The 16,109-nt window shown below is 65.0% G+C and carries 14 protein-coding genes; 13 read left to right on the top strand and 1 reads right to left on the bottom strand.

What is annotated here, in order from left to right; translation table 11 throughout:
- Positions 1-17 precede the first annotated feature (17 nt).
- The 6 genes from E0L17_RS06495 (at position 18) to ilvD (ending at position 7,750) form a co-directional block, all read left to right on the top strand.
- On the top strand, positions 18-1,328 hold the full coding sequence (locus E0L17_RS06495; protein ID WP_286163332.1) for a PTS sugar transporter subunit IIC: 1,311 nt from the start codon (positions 18-20) through the stop codon (positions 1,326-1,328).
- A gap of 1 nt (position 1,329) precedes the next feature.
- Positions 1,330-2,739 carry a glycoside hydrolase family 1 protein gene (locus E0L17_RS06500; RefSeq protein WP_167930446.1) on the top strand — a complete coding sequence of 470 codons (1,410 nt, stop codon included), beginning with the start codon at positions 1,330-1,332 and terminating at the stop codon, positions 2,737-2,739.
- Positions 2,740-2,865: 126 nt separating this feature from the next.
- Positions 2,866-3,636 (top strand): glucose-6-phosphate isomerase family protein, encoded by a 771-nt coding sequence (locus tag E0L17_RS06505; RefSeq protein ID WP_167930447.1) that lies wholly within the window; start codon positions 2,866-2,868, stop codon positions 3,634-3,636.
- Positions 3,633-4,214, top strand: a complete 582-nt coding sequence (locus E0L17_RS06510; protein WP_167930448.1) for a glucose-6-phosphate isomerase family protein — start codon at positions 3,633-3,635, stop codon at positions 4,212-4,214. The genes E0L17_RS06505 and E0L17_RS06510 overlap by 4 nt, the downstream gene beginning before the upstream one ends.
- Complete coding sequence (locus E0L17_RS06515; RefSeq protein ID WP_206109034.1) at positions 4,211-5,971, top strand: class I mannose-6-phosphate isomerase; 1,761 nt, start codon at positions 4,211-4,213, stop codon at positions 5,969-5,971. Before E0L17_RS06510 ends, E0L17_RS06515 begins: the two co-directional genes overlap by 4 nt.
- Positions 5,972-5,995: 24 nt before the next feature.
- Positions 5,996-7,750, top strand: coding sequence for a dihydroxy-acid dehydratase (gene ilvD, locus E0L17_RS06520; RefSeq protein ID WP_167930449.1), 1,755 nt, complete (start codon positions 5,996-5,998; stop codon positions 7,748-7,750).
- Positions 7,751-7,875: 125 nt separating this feature from the next.
- Here the strand turns inward: ilvD and E0L17_RS06525 are convergent, their stop codons facing one another.
- Positions 7,876-9,186, bottom strand: coding sequence for a GntP family permease (locus E0L17_RS06525; protein ID WP_167930450.1), 1,311 nt, complete (start codon positions 9,184-9,186; stop codon positions 7,876-7,878).
- Between the two features lie 184 nt (positions 9,187-9,370).
- Here E0L17_RS06525 and rsgA point away from each other — a divergent pair, with 184 nt between their 5' ends.
- The 7 genes from rsgA to E0L17_RS06560 all read left to right on the top strand — a co-directional run bounded on the left by rsgA (position 9,371) and on the right by E0L17_RS06560 (position 16,007).
- Complete coding sequence (gene rsgA, locus E0L17_RS06530) at positions 9,371-10,570, top strand: ribosome small subunit-dependent GTPase A (RefSeq protein WP_167930451.1); 1,200 nt, start codon at positions 9,371-9,373, stop codon at positions 10,568-10,570.
- 339 nt (positions 10,571-10,909) lie between these two features.
- Positions 10,910-11,647, top strand: coding sequence for an SAF domain-containing protein (locus E0L17_RS06535; RefSeq protein WP_167930452.1), 738 nt, complete (start codon positions 10,910-10,912; stop codon positions 11,645-11,647).
- Entirely contained in the window at positions 11,644-12,894 is a 1,251-nt protein-coding gene (locus E0L17_RS06540; protein ID WP_167930453.1) for a MinD/ParA family ATP-binding protein, read from the top strand. Before E0L17_RS06535 ends, E0L17_RS06540 begins: the two co-directional genes overlap by 4 nt.
- Positions 12,895-14,229, top strand: coding sequence for a TadA family conjugal transfer-associated ATPase (locus E0L17_RS06545; RefSeq protein ID WP_167930454.1), 1,335 nt, complete (start codon positions 12,895-12,897; stop codon positions 14,227-14,229).
- Positions 14,196-15,137, top strand: coding sequence for a type II secretion system F family protein (locus E0L17_RS06550; protein ID WP_286163333.1), 942 nt, complete (start codon positions 14,196-14,198; stop codon positions 15,135-15,137). The genes E0L17_RS06545 and E0L17_RS06550 overlap by 34 nt, the downstream gene beginning before the upstream one ends.
- A gap of 1 nt (position 15,138) precedes the next feature.
- Positions 15,139-15,780: a type II secretion system F family protein gene (locus tag E0L17_RS06555; protein WP_167930455.1), complete on the top strand. Its 642-nt coding sequence runs from the start codon at positions 15,139-15,141 to the stop codon at positions 15,778-15,780.
- 29 nt (positions 15,781-15,809) lie between these two features.
- Complete coding sequence (locus tag E0L17_RS06560) at positions 15,810-16,007, top strand: Flp family type IVb pilin (RefSeq protein ID WP_167930456.1); 198 nt, start codon at positions 15,810-15,812, stop codon at positions 16,005-16,007.
- Positions 16,008-16,109 lie beyond the last annotated feature (102 nt).

Here is a 16,109-nt window from a genome sequence, read left to right on the forward strand (position 1 = left end):
ACGGCATTATGGATCGCATGAGCGATGTGCTCGGTCGCGCGTCGACGCGTATCGAAAGCTGGCGTTACATCATTGTGATCAGGAATGCGTTCCAGCATCTGATCCCGGTCGTTATCGTCGGCGCCTTTGCGACTCTGTTCAAGACGATGGTCTTTGATCCTTCGATGGGTCTGGCCCAGTTTGAGTGGGCGGCATTTCTGGCAACGTTCAAGCCTATTGCTGATGGCGTCGCGTATGCCACTCTCAAAGTTCTGACGATTTACGCAGTGTTCCTGATTGGCCTCGAGGTTTCAAAGATTAACGAGGTGAAGGGTTACTTCGCGGGCATTGTCGCTGTGATGTCCTATATCGCGCTGACCCCTACGATCATGGAGGCGGTGTCGGGCGACCTCACGGTACCGGTTAGCAACGTGATTGCTTCAAAATACACCGATGCGAACGGCCTGTTCATCGGCATTGTTGTCTCGATTGCCGCAAGTGAGCTCTGGTGCTTCCTCGGTAGGCAGGACGCTCTGCGCATCAAGATGCCCCCCTCGGTCCCCGCGAACGTGTCCGCGAGCTTCTCGGCACTAATTCCGACAATCATCACCGTGGTGGTCTTCAGCGTCGTGTGCTTCGTCGTCAAGTCTCTTACGGGCATGTACCCGTATGACATCGTGTACTCAGTCATCACCGTGCCGCTGCTCGGTCTGTCCCAGGGTCTGCCGACCGTTCTGTTGCTGCAGCTCATTGCGCAGGTCTTCTGGGTGTTCGGTATCCACGGCAACAGCCTGATCTCGGCAATCTACAACCCGCTCATGATTCCGGCGATTACCGCCAACACTGAGGCGTTCGCCGCGGGTGAGCCTATCCCCAACATCTTCTCTGACTCCTTCGAATGCATGTATATGAAGGTTGGCGGCTCCGGCATGCTTCTCTGCCTCGCCATCGCGATTTTCATCGTTGCTCGTCGTAAGGACTTCCGCGAGATTGCCAAGCTCAGCCTTCCCTGTAACCTATTCAACATTGGCGAGGTTGTGATTTTCGGTCTTCCCATCGTGCTCAACCCGATCCTTGCAATTCCCTTTGTCATTGTCTCCCTCGTTACGGGCTGCATCGGTTACTTTGCGACGGTGATTGGCTTCGCCGCCCCCGCCGTGTTCCTCGTGCCTTGGCCTACGCCTCCCATCATCAATGCTCTCATCGCTACGAGCGGCAACATCGGCGCCGTTATCACCCAGCTGATTTGCATCGTTGTCGGCGTGCTCATCTACCTCCCCTTTGTCAAGGCGATGGATCGTCATGCTGACGCCGACGCCGATTCCGCGGCTCAGCTTGAGGAGGATTAGCATGCAGCTCGTTCAAGTCCCCGAAGGGTTTATCTTGGGAGCCTCGGCTTCTGCCGAGCAGACCGAGGGTTGGTCGGGCAAGAAGCCCGGTCAGGACTCCTTCATGGACGCTTGGTTTCAGCGTGAACCTAACGTGTGGAAAGATCGCCTCGGCCCTGATGTCGCGACGGACTTCATGAACCGCTTCGCGGAGGATGCCGCCCTCATGCACGAGTTTGGCATCACGCATTACCGGACGTCAATTAACTGGTCCCGCTTTTATACTGATTACGAGCAAGGGATCGTTGACGAGGAGTATGCCGCCCACATCGATGCCGTCATCGATGCTCTTCTTGCGGCGGGAGTGGAGCCGATGCTCTGCCTTCAGCACTACGAACTTCCCCAGGAGCTGTTCGACCGATATGACGGCTGGTCCTCGCGTCACGTTGTCGAGCTCTTCGCACGATATGCCCGAGATGCGTTTGACCGTTTCGGGGATCGAGTAAAGACCTGGTTTACCTTCAACGAGCCTGTGGTAGTCCCCACCCATATCTTCCTTGACGGAGGCGCATGGCCACATCGTCCCGGCGAAACGGGAACGTGGCTGCTGTGGAACTATCACAAGGTGCTTGCCACAGCACGTGCGGTGCAGGAGTTCGAGGAGGGTGGATACGAAGGCAGAATCGGATGCATCATCAACATCCACCTTGCGTACCCACGTTCCTCCTCGGAGCGCGATCGAGAGGCTGCCCACCTGTTCGATCTATTCTATAACCGAATCTATCTCGACCCGCTCATTAAGGGAGTATACCCCTCAGAGATTGTCGAGATCTGCGCAGAGCACGGCATTGAGGTTGCTTTCGATGAGGATGACCTTGCCGTGATTGCGAACCACACGATTCAGTACCTTGGTGTTAACTCGTATTTTCCGCAGCGCGTTTGCGCGCCGCGCTTTGTCCGCCACCCGGAGGAGCCATTCGCGCCTGACATGCTTTATGACGAGTATCGCCTGCCAGGGTGCGAGATGAACTTCTCGCGTGGTTGGGAAATCTATCCGCCAATCATGTACGACATTGCCCATTACCTGCTTGATAACTATGGACGCATTCCCTGGGTCGTGACCGAGAACGGAATGGGAGTGGAAGGCGAGGAGGCCTTTCTCAACGAGTGCGGCATAGTGCAGGACGACTATCGCATCGACTTTGTTTCTCGCCATATGTCTCAGCTTATCAAGGCGGTCGAGGAGGGAGCTCCGTGCGAGGGCTACATGCTCTGGTCCTTCACGGACTGCATCTCGCCGAGAAATGCGTTCAAGAATCGGTATGGGTATGTTCGTGTAGATCCGAAGGACGGGTTTAAGCGCATCCCGAAGAAGTCTGCTTACTGGCACAAGCGACTTGCAGAAAGTCGCACGCTCCTTGTCGCTCAATAAGTAGCGTTCGAAGGCTCTGCGGTGCGCGGACTTTTCGTTCGAGGCGGGGACTGCCTTCTCGACCCAGATAGGGCCGTCCCCGCTTTTGGATGCCAATCGCCCGCCGCAAAGGAAAGGAGGTCTCTCATGGAGTTTGATCCTGGTTTTGACATCGCCTTCGATGAGACTACGTCCGGCTATCGATACGGCGTAGGCGTCTTCGGACCCAAGCCAGAGCTTCGTCGACTTGATGACATCCGTCCATCACTTGCTGATCCGGACAGTGACGGCCCCGATATCCTCTACAGCATTGTTATGGACGTCGGTCTTGAGAATGACCGCGCCGCGATGCTTGACCGAAACCTGCTGTTCGGCGTAGTTACCTATGCCGCAGGCAAGATTGGGAACGAACCCGTTAGGTCACAGGGTCATGTGCATGCAGTATCGACATCCTGTGGTTGCTCCACGTGTGAGGTGTATGAGGTCTGGGACGGAGAGGCATTTATTTACATGCAGGAACGCGCTGCGGATGAAGCCGGCCGATGCATCGCCGTACATGCTGGACCGGGTGACGTGGTGGTAGTTCCGCCCGGTTGGGCGCATGCGACGGTGAACGCTGACCCTCGTCGCCGCATGACGTTCGGGGCATGGTGCGTCCGTGATTTTGGATTCGAGTACGATGACGTCCGCGCTCATGGTGGCCTCGCCTACTTCCCGATTGTTGAGAAGGACGGAATCTACTGGAGCTCAAACGGGAGCTACAGGCAATCGCTGCTGCGCGTGTCTCCCGCCCGCACCTATCCTGAACTGGGAATTGAGCCAGGAGTACCCATATACCGCCAATTCCAGGACAGCCCGGATCGATTCCTATTTGTTTCGCGCCCCGAGCTGGCCCAAGATGTCTGGAGGAACGCATGATTGAAATCACTGACCCCACCGTGAGGCTGACATTGGACCACGAGCTCGTGGGGGAGGAAGTTCAGGTTGGCGCTAAGCTCTTCTCTGACGCGAAGGGTTGGTACCTCCACCCTGGCTGCCTCCCAGACGAGACCGTGATGTATCGCGTTTATAGCTATACCGAAGGGAACAACACACGTTCAGGAAACCTGAACTCAGGTGTGACCATCCTCTCCCCGGTCACGGTCGCAGGAGAGTGCAACATGACGCGCGGCCACTGGCACGAGGAGCGCGCGTGTGTCGAGTTCTACTATGGGCTGTCGGGCACGGGCCTGCTGATGCTGATGGACGAGTCCGGACGCACGTGGGCAGAGCATGTCTTTCCCGGTTCCGTACATCACATCGATGGCCATTGGGCACACCGCCTCATCAATACGGGCGACGTCGATTTTGCGGTCGGGGCCTGCTGGGGCTGCAACGCAGGTCATGACTATCGGGCTGTCGAGCAGCTCCCCTTCGGAGCCCGGGTGTTCAAGGAGAAGGACGGCTCGATCAGCGTGGTTGCCGAGAACCGGCAGGGCGGGGAGGTTACGCAATGAGTGACGCGGTGCAAGGCGTCTACGACAAGAGCCCGACGATAGCCCTTGAAGAACGTCCCGTGTGGTCGGGCATGGACGAGATTGCCGGTCGTCTCTCTGAGGCAATCGGGGAGCAACGTACGTCCGACGATTCCCTTACCGTTGTATGCGAGGCGTATCCAGGCGTTGACGACGATGCCCTTCTCGAGCTTTTCTCCGGCCTCGGGGCAGATACGTTGATTGATACGCGGGACCTGTTTCCCAGCGAGGACGAGCTGACGGCACGCATGAGGCCGTTTCTCACGGAGGATAGGGTCTTCGGCAGAATGTGTTACGGAACCATCTCCGACTTTATGGATGGGGATGCCCTCGGTCGCGCTCGCGCCATCGTGGCCGACGCGACTGGGCTTACTGTGGTGTGCGGCTTTGGGGCATCGCTGGTGGCCAAGGGTGACATGACATGTCAGGTCGATATCACGCGCTGGGAGATACAGCTGCGCTATAGGGATGGCATGCCCAACTACCATTGTCTGAACGGTTCTGAGGACCCGCTGCGCAAGATAAAGCGAGGCTATTTTGTCGAGTGGCGCCTTGCGGACAAGCTGAAGTCCGCGCTTCTCGGTAGCGTGGATTGGTATATCGATGCGACGCGTCGTGACCAATGGAGCATGGTCGAGGGAGGCACGCTTCGGTATGCGCTGGACGAGGCGGCGTGTCGCCCGTTCCGCACCGTTCCCTACTTCGACCCGGGGGTCTGGGGTGGCCAGTGGATGCGACGCGTTTGTGGGCTTGACGCGGATGCTGCCAACTATGCTTGGAGCTTTGACGGGGTTCCCGAGGAGAACGAGATTTGTTTCGACTTCGGGGGGAGCCTCCTGCACGTTCCCGCGATGAACCTTACCCTCGCGAAGCCGCTTGAGCTGCTTGGTGAGGAGGTTTTTGCTCGCTTTGGAGCTGAGTTTCCCATTCGGTTCGACTTCCTCGATACGATGGGCGGACAGAATCTCAGCCTACAGGTGCATCCGACATCAGAATACATTCATCGACAGTTTGGAATGGCATACACGCAAGACGAGAGCTACTACATCCTTGATGCGGGTGATGATGCCTGTGTCTATCTTGGCCTAAGAGAGGGAATCGACCCGGGCGAGATGGTGGACGCCCTGCGTCGTGCTAACAGCGGGGGAGAGCCATTCGACGCAGAGCGCTACGTGAACGTATTTCCCGCCCATCAGCATGACCACTTCCTCATCCCTGCTGGCACCGTGCATTGCTCGGGAAGAAACGCGATGGTGTTGGAGATTAGCGCCACCCCATACATCTTTACGTTCAAACTCTGGGATTGGGGCCGTGTTGGACTTGATGGGCGTCCTCGCCCGGTTCATATAGATCACGGCTCCCGCGTGATTCGATGGGGTCGTACGACAAGTTGGGTTCGAGAAAACCTGGTCAATCGCGCCACTCCCGTCGATGAGCCCTGTGGGGCAGACCTTGTGGAGAGTACGGGTCTTCATGAGCTGGAATTTATCGAGACGCGTCGGTATACCATGACCGGGCCCTCCCGCCACAACACCGAGGGGACCCTCAACGTGCTGAACCTCGTCAGCGGTAAGGGGGCGCTGATAACGAGTCCGGGAAACGAATTCCCGCCTTTCAAGATCCATTATGCCGAGACTTTCATCGTTCCCGCCTCAGTGGGTCCCTACGTTATCGAGCCCGAGGTCCAAGGGGAGGAAGTAATGGTCATCAAGGCATATGTGCGTCATATGGACGCGTAGCCGATGCGCGAAGGGAAAGGTCTCATGGATAATCACACCGCGTCCGCAGGAAGCGAGCGTCCCCTGCGCAGCCAGAGATACAGAGAGCTGTCTCCGGAGCTCGATCCCCTGCGCATTGGAACCGGATGGACGGTCGAGGACCTGTCAAAGCCCCAGGTGATGATTGAGAGCACATTTGGGGACTCGCATCCGGGGTCGGTTGGTCTCCTGGACGTTGTCGAAGAGGTCAGGAGCGGCGTTGCCGAGGCCGGAGGCCATGGGGCGCGCTACTTTACGACTGACATCTGCGATGGAGAGGCCCAGGGGCACGACGGCATTAACTACTCTCTCCCTTCTCGGGAGATGATTGCCAATATGATTGAGATTCACGCGAACGCCACTCCGTTCGACGCGGGGGTCTTCGTCGCGAGCTGCGACAAGGGGATGCCCGCTCATCTCATTGCGGTCGGAAGGCTCGATATCCCCTCTATCGTGGTTCCCGGCGGCGTCATGGATGCCGGGCCCGACCTGCTGACCCTTGAGCAGCTCGGGATGTATTCCGCGCAGTACGAAAGAGGGGAGATTTCTAGGGACGAGCTGAGGTTTTATCAGTGCAATGCCTGTCCGAGCTGTGGGGCCTGCTCCTTCATGGGGACCGCCACCACCATGCAGGTCACTGCCGAGGCGCTCGGGCTTGCCTTACCGGGATCAGCGCTCCTGCCGGCGACGAGCCATGCCCTGCTCGACATGGCACGAGAGGCAGGAAGACAGGCGGTGAGGCTTGCGAGAGAGGGCATCACCGCTCGGAGGATTGTGACGCGCGATAGTTTTGAGAATCTCATCCTCGTGCATGCCGCCATCTCTGGGTCGACAAACTCGCTCCTGCACATCCCCACTATTGCGAGGGAGTTCGGTGTCGAGGTTACCGCCGATGATTTCGACAGGCTCCATCGAGGGGCCCTTTTCCTGACTGACGTGCGCCCTGCCGGTAGGTGGCCAGCGCAATTCTTCCACTATGCGGGCGGCGTCCCTCGAATCATGGAGGAGATTCGCGATCAGCTCCACCTCGACGTCATGACGGTGACAGGCAAGACGCTGGGTGAAAATCTTGACGAGCTCCTCTCGTCGGGATACTACGAGCGCTGTGAGCGCGAGCTATCATCGCGAGGACTCGGCTGGGATGACGTGATTCGGCCGAGCTCGCGTCCCCTCGGGACAAACGGCTCCATCGCCATCTTGCATGGAAGTCTTGCTCCTGACGGTGCGGTCGTAAAGCATACGGTGGTTCCCGAGAGCATGTTCTCCGCAACCCTGCGTGCTCGCCCGTTTGACAGCGAGGAGGAGGCGCTCTCGGCAGTGCTGCATCACGAGGTCGAGCCTGGCGATGCGGTAATCATCCGCTATGAAGGCCCGAAGGGCTCCGGCATGCCCGAGATGTTCTACACGACCGAGGCCATCTCCTCCGATGCGAGGCTCGGGACGTCCATCGCCCTCATTACCGATGGCCGCTTCTCCGGCGCTTCGAAGGGGCCCGCAATTGGTCACGTCTCTCCTGAGGCGGCGTCGGGCGGCCCAATCGCGCTCGTGGAGGAGGGGGACCTGATTCGAATCGACGTTGCAGGACGTTCTCTCGACATTGTGGGCGTTGCGGGTGTTGAGCTTCCCCCCAATCAGGTCGAGGCGGTGCTTGCCCAGCGTCGAGCCGCATGGGTCCCTCGCCCTTCGCGCTTTGATCATGGAGTGCTCAAGCTATACACCGAGCATGCGGTATCGGCGATTGATGGCGGCTATATGGCCTAGGGCGAGACTGTTGGCGCTTTGCCTTCGAGTCAAGCCGTCGCGTGCGGGAGTTCAGCGACCCGTCTAGAGGCCAGGGGAAGGCGGCGCCGTCCTTCTCCCCGTGCGGGAGAGGATGGCCCCCGTCCCTACGCCACGCCGGCGAGGCCGAGGGCCATGCCCAGCAGTGACACCGCAATCGGCAGCAGCGCGCACGAGACGAGCACGTAGCGGTACGTGTCGCGGACTTCCGTGCGGGCGGCCTGGTTTGCGGCGAGCATCGCCGAGGTATGGGGCAGCAGCGTGGCCGGTCCCACGGACACCATGCAGAGCACGCGGTGCATCATCGCCGGGTCGAGCCCGGTGGCAAGCAGCGTCTGCGCCATGCTGCCGAGGTAGATGTTGAGCGCCCCGATGGCCGACCCCGTGATGCCGGCGATGGCAAAGATCGTGATGAATCCCTGCCAGAGGGGGTTCAGGCTCGTGGACATGAGCGCCTCGATGATGCCCTGGTAGGCGGGCGAGGCTACCACCACGCCGCCAAAGCCCATGATGGCCGCCACAGAGACGAGCGAGCTCAGCCCGCTCGTGCAGGACTCGCCGATGGCGCGTCTGACGTTTTCGATCCGCCCGCGGTAGAGCAGGCACGCCGCGATCACCGAGGCGAGCATCGAGACGGTCACGGCATCGGTGGCCTGCATGCCCGCCGCGCGCTGCAGCACAAAGACCAGCGCAACGAGAAGGACGATCGGCGCGAAGCACGCCCAGACGGGCGGCGTCTCGGCGTCGTCCGGGCGCGAGAGCGTCTCCCCGGGGCTGGGGGCGAAGTGCTCCCCGCGCCTGTGGCAGCGCCCGATCTCCCACTGCAGGTAGGCGTAGGAGAGCACGAACATCACCACGGAGCAGATGACGCCGAGCAGCGCCCCCGCGTAGGCGTCCGTCCCGAGGAAGCTCGCGGGGATGAGGTTCTGCGTGGAGGGGATGCCCGGCATCATGACCATGCCGAGCGTGGCGGGGCAGGCCATGATGGCTGCCACGATGAGCTTCTTGGGGATGTCCGCGCGCTCGAAGAGCTCGGCGGCGATGGGGTAGACCGAGAAGGCGATGATGAACGCGCTGATACCGCCGTAGGAGAGCACGAGTCCCGTGACCATAATCACGAGCAGCGCGTGCTTCTCGCCCACGAGGCGCAGCATGCTGCTGGCGATGCCCGCCGAGGCGCCGGAGTCGCCCATGACGCGCCCGAAGACGGACCCGAGGGCGAAGAGCAGGAACCAGCTGCCCACGAAGGCGGCCATGTCGCCCATATAGCTCTCGTTGATGGCGGCAAGGACGTCCATCCCGTTGGCGAGGATGACGACGAGCGAGGCGACGAGCGAGACCACCACCATGTGCCAGCCGCGCCAGATGAGGGCGACGATGGCGACGACGGCGAGGACGAGTCCGGCGATGCCGAGCATGGGGGCTCCAATCCGCTGGGCCTTCCGAGGCGGTGCCAGTGTATGCCGCCTGCGTGGTCGGCACCTCGCCGATGACGTATCGTCGCTGACGCGTTACATGCCGGAAGCGGCGCGATAACAACGGGGGCGCTCCGCGTCAGCCTGGCGCTATACTGGCTGCGGGCAGGACGACGGAAGGGCGCGCGTGGCACGACGGTCACCCAAATCACCCAAGAGAAGGCGCGGGGGCGGCGCGACGGCAGGCGCCCCCGCGCTGCCGGCGCTCTCCTCCCTGACCGAGCTTCCCGCCTTCGGCGAGCTCTCCTGCTCCGAGCGTCAGCGCTCCGCCTTCGGCGCCGCCCGGGACCGGGCCGTGGCGGCGGGGGCCGAGAAGGACGAGCTCGTCATGGGGTGCGTCGTGCGCCTTGACCGGGGCTTTCCCGCCGTGCTCTGCGAGGACGCCGTCTTTCGCGCCGAGTTCTCGGCGCGGCTCACCAAGGGCGGGCTCGCGGGAAGGGCGGAGTCCCGCGCCGCGGTGGGGGACTGGGTCTGCGCGCGCCGGCCGCACGGCCACGACATGGGCCTCATCGAGGAGATCCTCCCGCGCGAGAGCGACATCGCCCGCTGGCGCGGCGGCGCGCGGGGCGAGCGTCAGACGCTTGCCGCCAACGTCGACCTCGTGCTGGTGATTCAGCAGCTCGGCGAGCGACCCGTGTCCTGCGAGCGGCTCGCCCGCTCGGCGGTGATCGCGCGCGACTGCGGCGCCGAGGTCGCCGTCGTGCTCACGAAGGCGGACCGCGCCTCGGACGACGTCCTTACGCGCGACGTCGCGGCGGTGCGCGAGGTGCTCGGCGAGGCGTGCCCGCTCGCGCTCACGTCCTCGGCCGAGCGGGAGGACGAGGTCGGGCGCGTGTCCGCGTGCGCGCGGGCGCTGGGCGTGCCCTGGGGGGTTGACGCCGTGCGGTCGCTCGTCCCGGAGGGCGTGGTGGCCATCGTGCTGGGGGAGTCCGGAGCGGGCAAGTCCACGCTGCTCAACGCCCTTCTCGGCCGCGAGGTGCTGGAGACGGGCGCCGTGCGCGCCGCGGATGACATGGGGCGCCACACAACGGTCGCGCGCCGGATGGTGTCGCTCCCGGGCGCGGGCGTGATCGTCGACGAGCCAGGCCTCAGGAGCCTTCCCATCGTGGGCCACGAGCGCGGCCTCGCCATGGTCTTCCCCGAGGTCTCCGAGGCCGCCCGAGGCTGTCGCTTCCGCGACTGCACCCACACCCACGAGCCGGGGTGCGAGGTCCTGGAGAGGCGGGCATCCGGGGAGATCTCGCCCGCGCGGGCAGACGCCTACGTGGCGCTTGCCTCAGAGATGCGCGAGAGCGCGGCCTCGCTCGACCCGGACGTCGTGCTGTAGGGGACCCGACTGCGGCGCGAGGCCGCTTCTTGGTGCGACGGGGAGCTCCCGGCGCGGCCGCCACGCCCCCAAGGCATCGCGAGGCGAGAAGAACGACGGTGTGAACGAAATCTCGCCAAATTGAGGACGCCGTGTGAAGGCGTCTTTTTGTACGTCGGTTCGAATAACTTATGTCAACCAAACTGCGCTGCGGATTGATGCGCTTCGGTCAGCTGGCCGTCAGCGAGCGGTATGACGCCGGACGAGATATCTCCGAACGAGGGGGTGGGTTGGCCCCATGGAGCGGAGAATCCCCCTCACACGCCTTGGCTCGAAGTTGAGGACGGGAAGGGGGTTCGGATGAGGCGACGGTTCAGATTGATGGTCTCGGGCGCCTGCGCGCTCGTGGCGGCGCTGGTCTGCGGGGTCTATGGGCAGCACGTTCGCGACGAGGCGGAGCGCGTGAGGACGGAGGCGCTCGAGCGCTACGGGGGCGAGGTCGTGAGCCTCCTCGTTGCCCCGAACGGCCTTGAGGCGGGGGAGGTCGTCGACAGGCAGAACGTCGTCGAGCGGGACTGGCTCGCCGACCTCGCCCCAGAGGGGGCCGTCGTCGGCATCGACGCGGTGCTGGGCGAGGAGGTGACGGTCCCGGCGGCGGCGGGGTCCCCGCTCACCGAGCTCAACTTCCGCGACAGCGAGGACGCGATCGACGTCCCCTCGGGACGCGTCGCCCTGTCGATCCCGGTGACGGAGGACCTGGGGCTGCCCTCCTCCGCTGCCGAGGGAACGACGCTTGCCGCCTATGAGGTTACCGACTCGGGGGTGAGCCTCCTTGCGGCCGACCTCACCGTGCTTCGCGCGCCCGGCGAGCATGCGTCGGTGGGCTCGCGCGGCGCGGTCACGCTCTCGGTGTCCCCTGACAGCGTGGCGAGCATCCTCGCGTCGAGCGCGGAGGGGAGCCTGCGTCTCGCCCTCCCTGCCGACGACGCTGAGGGGCTCGAGACGGGGGCGGAGGTCGTTCGGCCGGAGGCCGGAGCTGAGCAGGGCGTGCCCGCCGTGGAGGCGGAGGCGCCGGGCGAGGAGGGGGATGCCGCATGAGCGAGTGGGTCGCCGTGTGCGACGAGAGGGACTACGAGCTGATGGGCCGCGTCGCGCGCTCCTTGGACGCCTCGGCGGAGATGGAGCTCGTCGGAACCCCTGATGCGCTGAGAAGAACGGTGTTCGAGGCGGTCCCCGGCGAGCTGGGAGTGATTGTCGGCCAGGTCGACGGGGGCGTGTCCGACGTGAACCTTGCCGCCGCGATTGCCCACGACGGGAACGCCCGGCGGGTCGTGCTCGCGCGCCACGGGGTCTCGGGCTCGCTGCGCTCCCGTGCGGCCCGCGCCGGGATAGACGACGTCGTGGACCTCGACGAGGGCGACGGCGGTCCGGGAGATGGCGCGTCTGCGGGCGATGGGGGTCGCTCGGCGCAGAGTCCCGATTGCCCTCCCGGGCCGTCCGCGCGCCTGTCCCCCGGGCGGGAGGGCGCCGCGGTGCTGACGTTTTGCTCGGGTCGCGGCGGCGTCGGGAAGACCTCGGTCGTGGCCGCCTTCGCCGCCCAGGCGCAGCGGTGGGGGATGAGGACCCGCATGCTCGACCTCGACCTCTCCTGCGGGAACCTGTTCAGCTGCTTCGGCCTGCCGAGGGGCACCGACCTCTCCCGTCTGGTCGAGGGCGGGGACCTCGAGGGGTCCGAGGCGGGGTCGTGCGTCGCGGTGACGCCCCTGCTGGGGCTTGCGGGGCCCTGCGAGAGGCCGGAGTCCGCCGAGCTCGTCTCGCCTCATGTCGCCGAGCTCGTCTCTGGGCTCGCGAGGGGGTGCGACCTCCTGCTCGTTGACACGTCGACGACGCTCACCGATGCGGTGGCGCAGGCCGCCCAGCTTGCGGACCGGCTGGTCATCGTCTCTGACGACCGGCCGGGGGGCACGGCGGCGCTCGCGCGCGTGGGAGGCCTTGCGGTGAGGCTTGGCGTCGCCCGAACGCGCATCGCTCGCCTCGAGAACAGGGCGAGCCCGCGAAGGGGGGCCGACCTCGCCCTGGGACGTGCCGAGGTCGGTCTCGAGGTCGCGCGGGTGTATCGGGCCTTTGATGGAGGTGACGAGGCGGCGGACCTCCTTGCCGAGGGGCTCGCGCTCGAGCTCCCCGATTCGGGAGGGCCCTTTGCGGAGTCGGTCGCCATCTCGCTCGCGCAGCTGCTAGCGGAGCTTGGGAGGCTGCCGGCGTGCGAGGAGGCGGCGCGTGCCGCGGAGGGTTCGACGGTGCGCCGTCGGCCAGTCTTTTTCGGGCTGCGGAGGGAGGCGAGGTAGATGTCACTTCTCGAGAGGGTTCGTGCCGTCGGGCCCGAGGCTGGCCTAGGGGGTTCCGAGGCGAGGGACCTGAGGGAGGCCCGCCGCGGCCTCAAGGCGGCGCTCGTCGAGCGGCTCGGCCTCGCCGTCATCGCGGGGATGCTCTCGTGGGAGGACCCCGGGAGGGCGCGCGACGAGCTGGGCGTGGCGCTCGACGCGATCCTCAACACGCAGGACTTTGGCTCCCTTGGTCCCGACGAGCGCTCCCTGCTCTCGCGGCAGATACTGGACGAGGTCTGTGGGCTTGGGCCCATCCAGCCGCTGCTGGAGGATGACGAGATAACCGAGGTCATGATCAATGGCTGCGACGCGCTGTTCTACGAGCGCGAGGGGGAGCTCCACGCGGCCGACACCGTCTTCGACTCCCCCGAGCAGATCATGATCGTCCTCGACCGCATCCTCGCCCCTCTTGGGAGGCGCCTCGACCGATCGAGCCCTCTCGTGAGCGCCCGGCTCGTCAACGGCGACCGCGTGAACGCTGTGGCGTCCCCCGCTGCGATCGATGGCCCGGCGGTCACCATCCGCAAGTTCTCCGACCGCATCCGAACGCTGGGGCGCCTGGTGGAGCTGGGGTCCCTGCCGGGATGGTATGCGACGCTCCTCTCCTGGGCCGTGAGGGCACGCGCCTCGATTGCCGTCGCCGGCAGCACGGGGTCGGGCAAGACGACGCTGCTCAATGCGCTCTCCTGCGAGATACCCCGCGGGGAGAGGATCGTGACGATCGAGGACTCGGCGGAGCTTCGCTTTGACGCCCATCCCAACGTGGTGCGCCTCGAGGCGCAGGATGCCTCCATCGAGGGCGTGGGAGAGGTGACGATCAGGGACCTCGTAAAGAACTCCCTGCGCATGAGGCCCGATCGCATCGTCGTGGGGGAGGTGCGCGGAGAGGAGTGCGTGGACATGCTGAACGCCCTCAACACGGGGCATGACGGCTCGCTCACCACGCTCCACGCCGGCAGCGCCGAGGAGGCGGTCCTTCGCCTCATCCTCATGGCCAGGTTTGGGATGGACCTGCCGACGGCCCTCATCGAGGAGCAGATAGCCACCGCCATCGACCTCGTCGTCATGATGAGGCGCCTCGCTGACGGAAGGCGCGTCGTAACGTCGATGACGGAGGTGTCGCGCGGGGAGGACGGGGGCGCCCTCCTCGAGGAGTGCGTTCTCTTCGACCGGTCCGACCGCTCGTGGCGCCTCGTTCGGGAGCCGGCGTTCGTGGGAAGGGCGATCGATGACGGGGTCCTGGACGAGGGGGAGGTGAGCGGATGGAGGGAGTGCTTGTCCTCGGGGTCGCTCTGATGACGTTCCTGGCGACGCTTGCCCTTGTGCCGGGAGGGGGCGAGGGGGACGCCTGGTCTCCCGGTCGCCTCGCGCGGCGCGCGGGACACCGTGCGGCACGGCTCATGAGGCGCCTCGGCGAATCGGTGGCGGTCTCCCTGCTGGTCGGGACGGGCGTGGGACGGAGGCTCGCGCTCGAGGCGAGCTCCTCGCCCGCGGCGATCGCGCTTGGCGTCGGCCCCGAGGGCTCGCTTGCCGCGCTCCTCTGCGCGGGGGCGATCGTCTGCGTGCTCTTCGGGCTGCTCCTCGCCTCCCCGCTCGCGTGCCCCGTGGCGGGGCTCGCGCTCGTCGGGGTGTGCGTGTCGCGCGACGCCGCGAGGGGGAGGCGTCTCAGGCGAGAGGTCCTCGGCGCCATGCCGGGCATCTACCGCACGCTTGCCGTTGCCATGGGCTCTGGCCAGACGCTCGCCCAGGCGGTCGAGTATGTGGGGACGCACGAGCGCGGCCCGGCCTCGGCGGCGTTTGCCCGCATGTCACTCCGCCTTCGATGCGGGATGGGTACCGAGGAGGCGGTCGAGGCGCTTTCGGGAGAGCTGGACGTGCCGGGCGCCGAGCTGCTCGCGACGGCCCTCGTCATCTCCCATCGGACGGGCAGCCCCCTCCGAGACCTGCTCGTCAGGTCGGCTCGGCTGGCCGAGCGCCAGGGCGAGTTCGAGCGGCTGCTCTCGGTGAAGACCGCCCAGGTGCGGCTCTCCGTGAGAATCGTCTGCCTCCTGCCCGCGATCATGGTCGGGGCGCTGACGCTGCTCTCCCCGGACTTTCAGAGAGGGCTTCTCACGCCCGCCGGAATCGGGTGCATCTGCGCGGCCATGGCGCTCGACGGGCTTGCGCTCGCAATCATCCGCCGGATGATGAGGGGGGTGCTGTGACATGGCTCCCGAGGATCTTGCGGCCCCGGCGGTCGCCGCCGCGCTCTGCGCCGCCGCCGTGTTGGCGCTTCCGGACGGGGCGGCAGCCCGGCAGCGAGGGAGGCGCCCGGGGCTCCTCGGGCGAGCCGAGGACCTCGTCCGGTCGATCCCCCCTGTGCGCCGCGCCCGGCTGGCGGGCGTGAGGGCACGGAGAAGGGTGGAGTGCCTCGCCGAGCTCCCGGTCCTTCTCGACGTGGTGACGCTCGGCCTCTCGGCCGGGCTCTCCTTCGACTCCTCGTTGGAGCTGTACTGCGAGCGATGCGCGAACGAGCTCGCGCGGTCTCTCGAGGGGGCGATGCTCAGCTGGCGCATCGGCGTTGCCGGGAGGGAGGAGGCGCTGCTCTCGCTTGCGGAGGAGCTCGACCTCGCGCCGCTCGGTCGCTTTGCCGCGGTCGTGGGCGAGTCGCTCGCCTTTGGCGCGCCGCTTGCCGCCGCGCTCGAGCGACAGGCGCGGGCGATGCGCGACGAGCAGCGCTCCCAGGTCGAGGAGGAGATCGAGAAGGTCCCGGTGAAGATGCTCGTCCCCCTGGGGACGCTCATCGTCCCCGCGATGTTCCTGGCGATACTGGGCCCGCTCCTCGGGTCCGCGGTGGTGGTCGGCTAGCGCCGAGCTCTAGGAGAAAGGAGAGAGGAATGGTCGAGAGAGGTCGAGAGCGGGGCATGGTCGCACGCGCGCGTGCGCTCGTGCGAGACGAGGCGGGGCAGGGGACGACCGAGTACGCGATCCTGGTGGGGGTCCTTGTGGTCCTGGCCATCGTCGCAATCATAGCGTTCCGCGACCGGGTGGCAGAGCTATGGGACGCCATCGCGAGCGGGATCAACTCGCTGTGATGCGCCCTCGGCCCAGCGGGGCCGTCGCCATCGCCGCCCTGACGCTGTCTCTTATCGACATCTGACGCTGACGGCGATCCCCCGCCTGGGGGCCCGGTGAGG

Origin of the sequence: Olsenella sp. SW781, assembly GCF_012027725.1 — a bacterium.
Classification (GTDB): domain Bacteria; phylum Actinomycetota; class Coriobacteriia; order Coriobacteriales; family Atopobiaceae; genus Thermophilibacter.

Excerpts from the sequence above, each read along its gene's own strand:
- E0L17_RS06550 (WP_286163333.1), top strand. The coding sequence starts at position 14,196 with ATGGAGGGAGTGCTTGTCCTCGGGGTCGCTCTGATGACGTTCCTGGCG.
- E0L17_RS06535 (WP_167930452.1), top strand. The coding sequence starts at position 10,910 with ATGAGGCGACGGTTCAGATTGATGGTCTCGGGCGCCTGCGCGCTCGTG.
- E0L17_RS06560 (WP_167930456.1), top strand. The coding sequence starts at position 15,810 with ATGGTCGAGAGAGGTCGAGAGCGGGGCATGGTCGCACGCGCGCGTGCG.
- E0L17_RS06510 (WP_167930448.1), top strand. The coding sequence starts at position 3,633 with ATGATTGAAATCACTGACCCCACCGTGAGGCTGACATTGGACCACGAG.
- ilvD (WP_167930449.1), top strand. The coding sequence starts at position 5,996 with ATGGATAATCACACCGCGTCCGCAGGAAGCGAGCGTCCCCTGCGCAGC.
- E0L17_RS06515 (WP_206109034.1), top strand. The coding sequence starts at position 4,211 with ATGAGTGACGCGGTGCAAGGCGTCTACGACAAGAGCCCGACGATAGCC.
- E0L17_RS06500 (WP_167930446.1), top strand. The coding sequence starts at position 1,330 with ATGCAGCTCGTTCAAGTCCCCGAAGGGTTTATCTTGGGAGCCTCGGCT.
- E0L17_RS06545 (WP_167930454.1), top strand. The coding sequence starts at position 12,895 with ATGTCACTTCTCGAGAGGGTTCGTGCCGTCGGGCCCGAGGCTGGCCTA.
- E0L17_RS06555 (WP_167930455.1), top strand. The coding sequence starts at position 15,139 with ATGGCTCCCGAGGATCTTGCGGCCCCGGCGGTCGCCGCCGCGCTCTGC.
- E0L17_RS06540 (WP_167930453.1), top strand. The coding sequence starts at position 11,644 with ATGAGCGAGTGGGTCGCCGTGTGCGACGAGAGGGACTACGAGCTGATG.
- E0L17_RS06525 (WP_167930450.1), bottom strand. The coding sequence starts at position 9,186 with ATGCTCGGCATCGCCGGACTCGTCCTCGCCGTCGTCGCCATCGTCGCC.
- E0L17_RS06495 (WP_286163332.1), top strand. The coding sequence starts at position 18 with ATGAGCGATGTGCTCGGTCGCGCGTCGACGCGTATCGAAAGCTGGCGT.
- E0L17_RS06505 (WP_167930447.1), top strand. The coding sequence starts at position 2,866 with ATGGAGTTTGATCCTGGTTTTGACATCGCCTTCGATGAGACTACGTCC.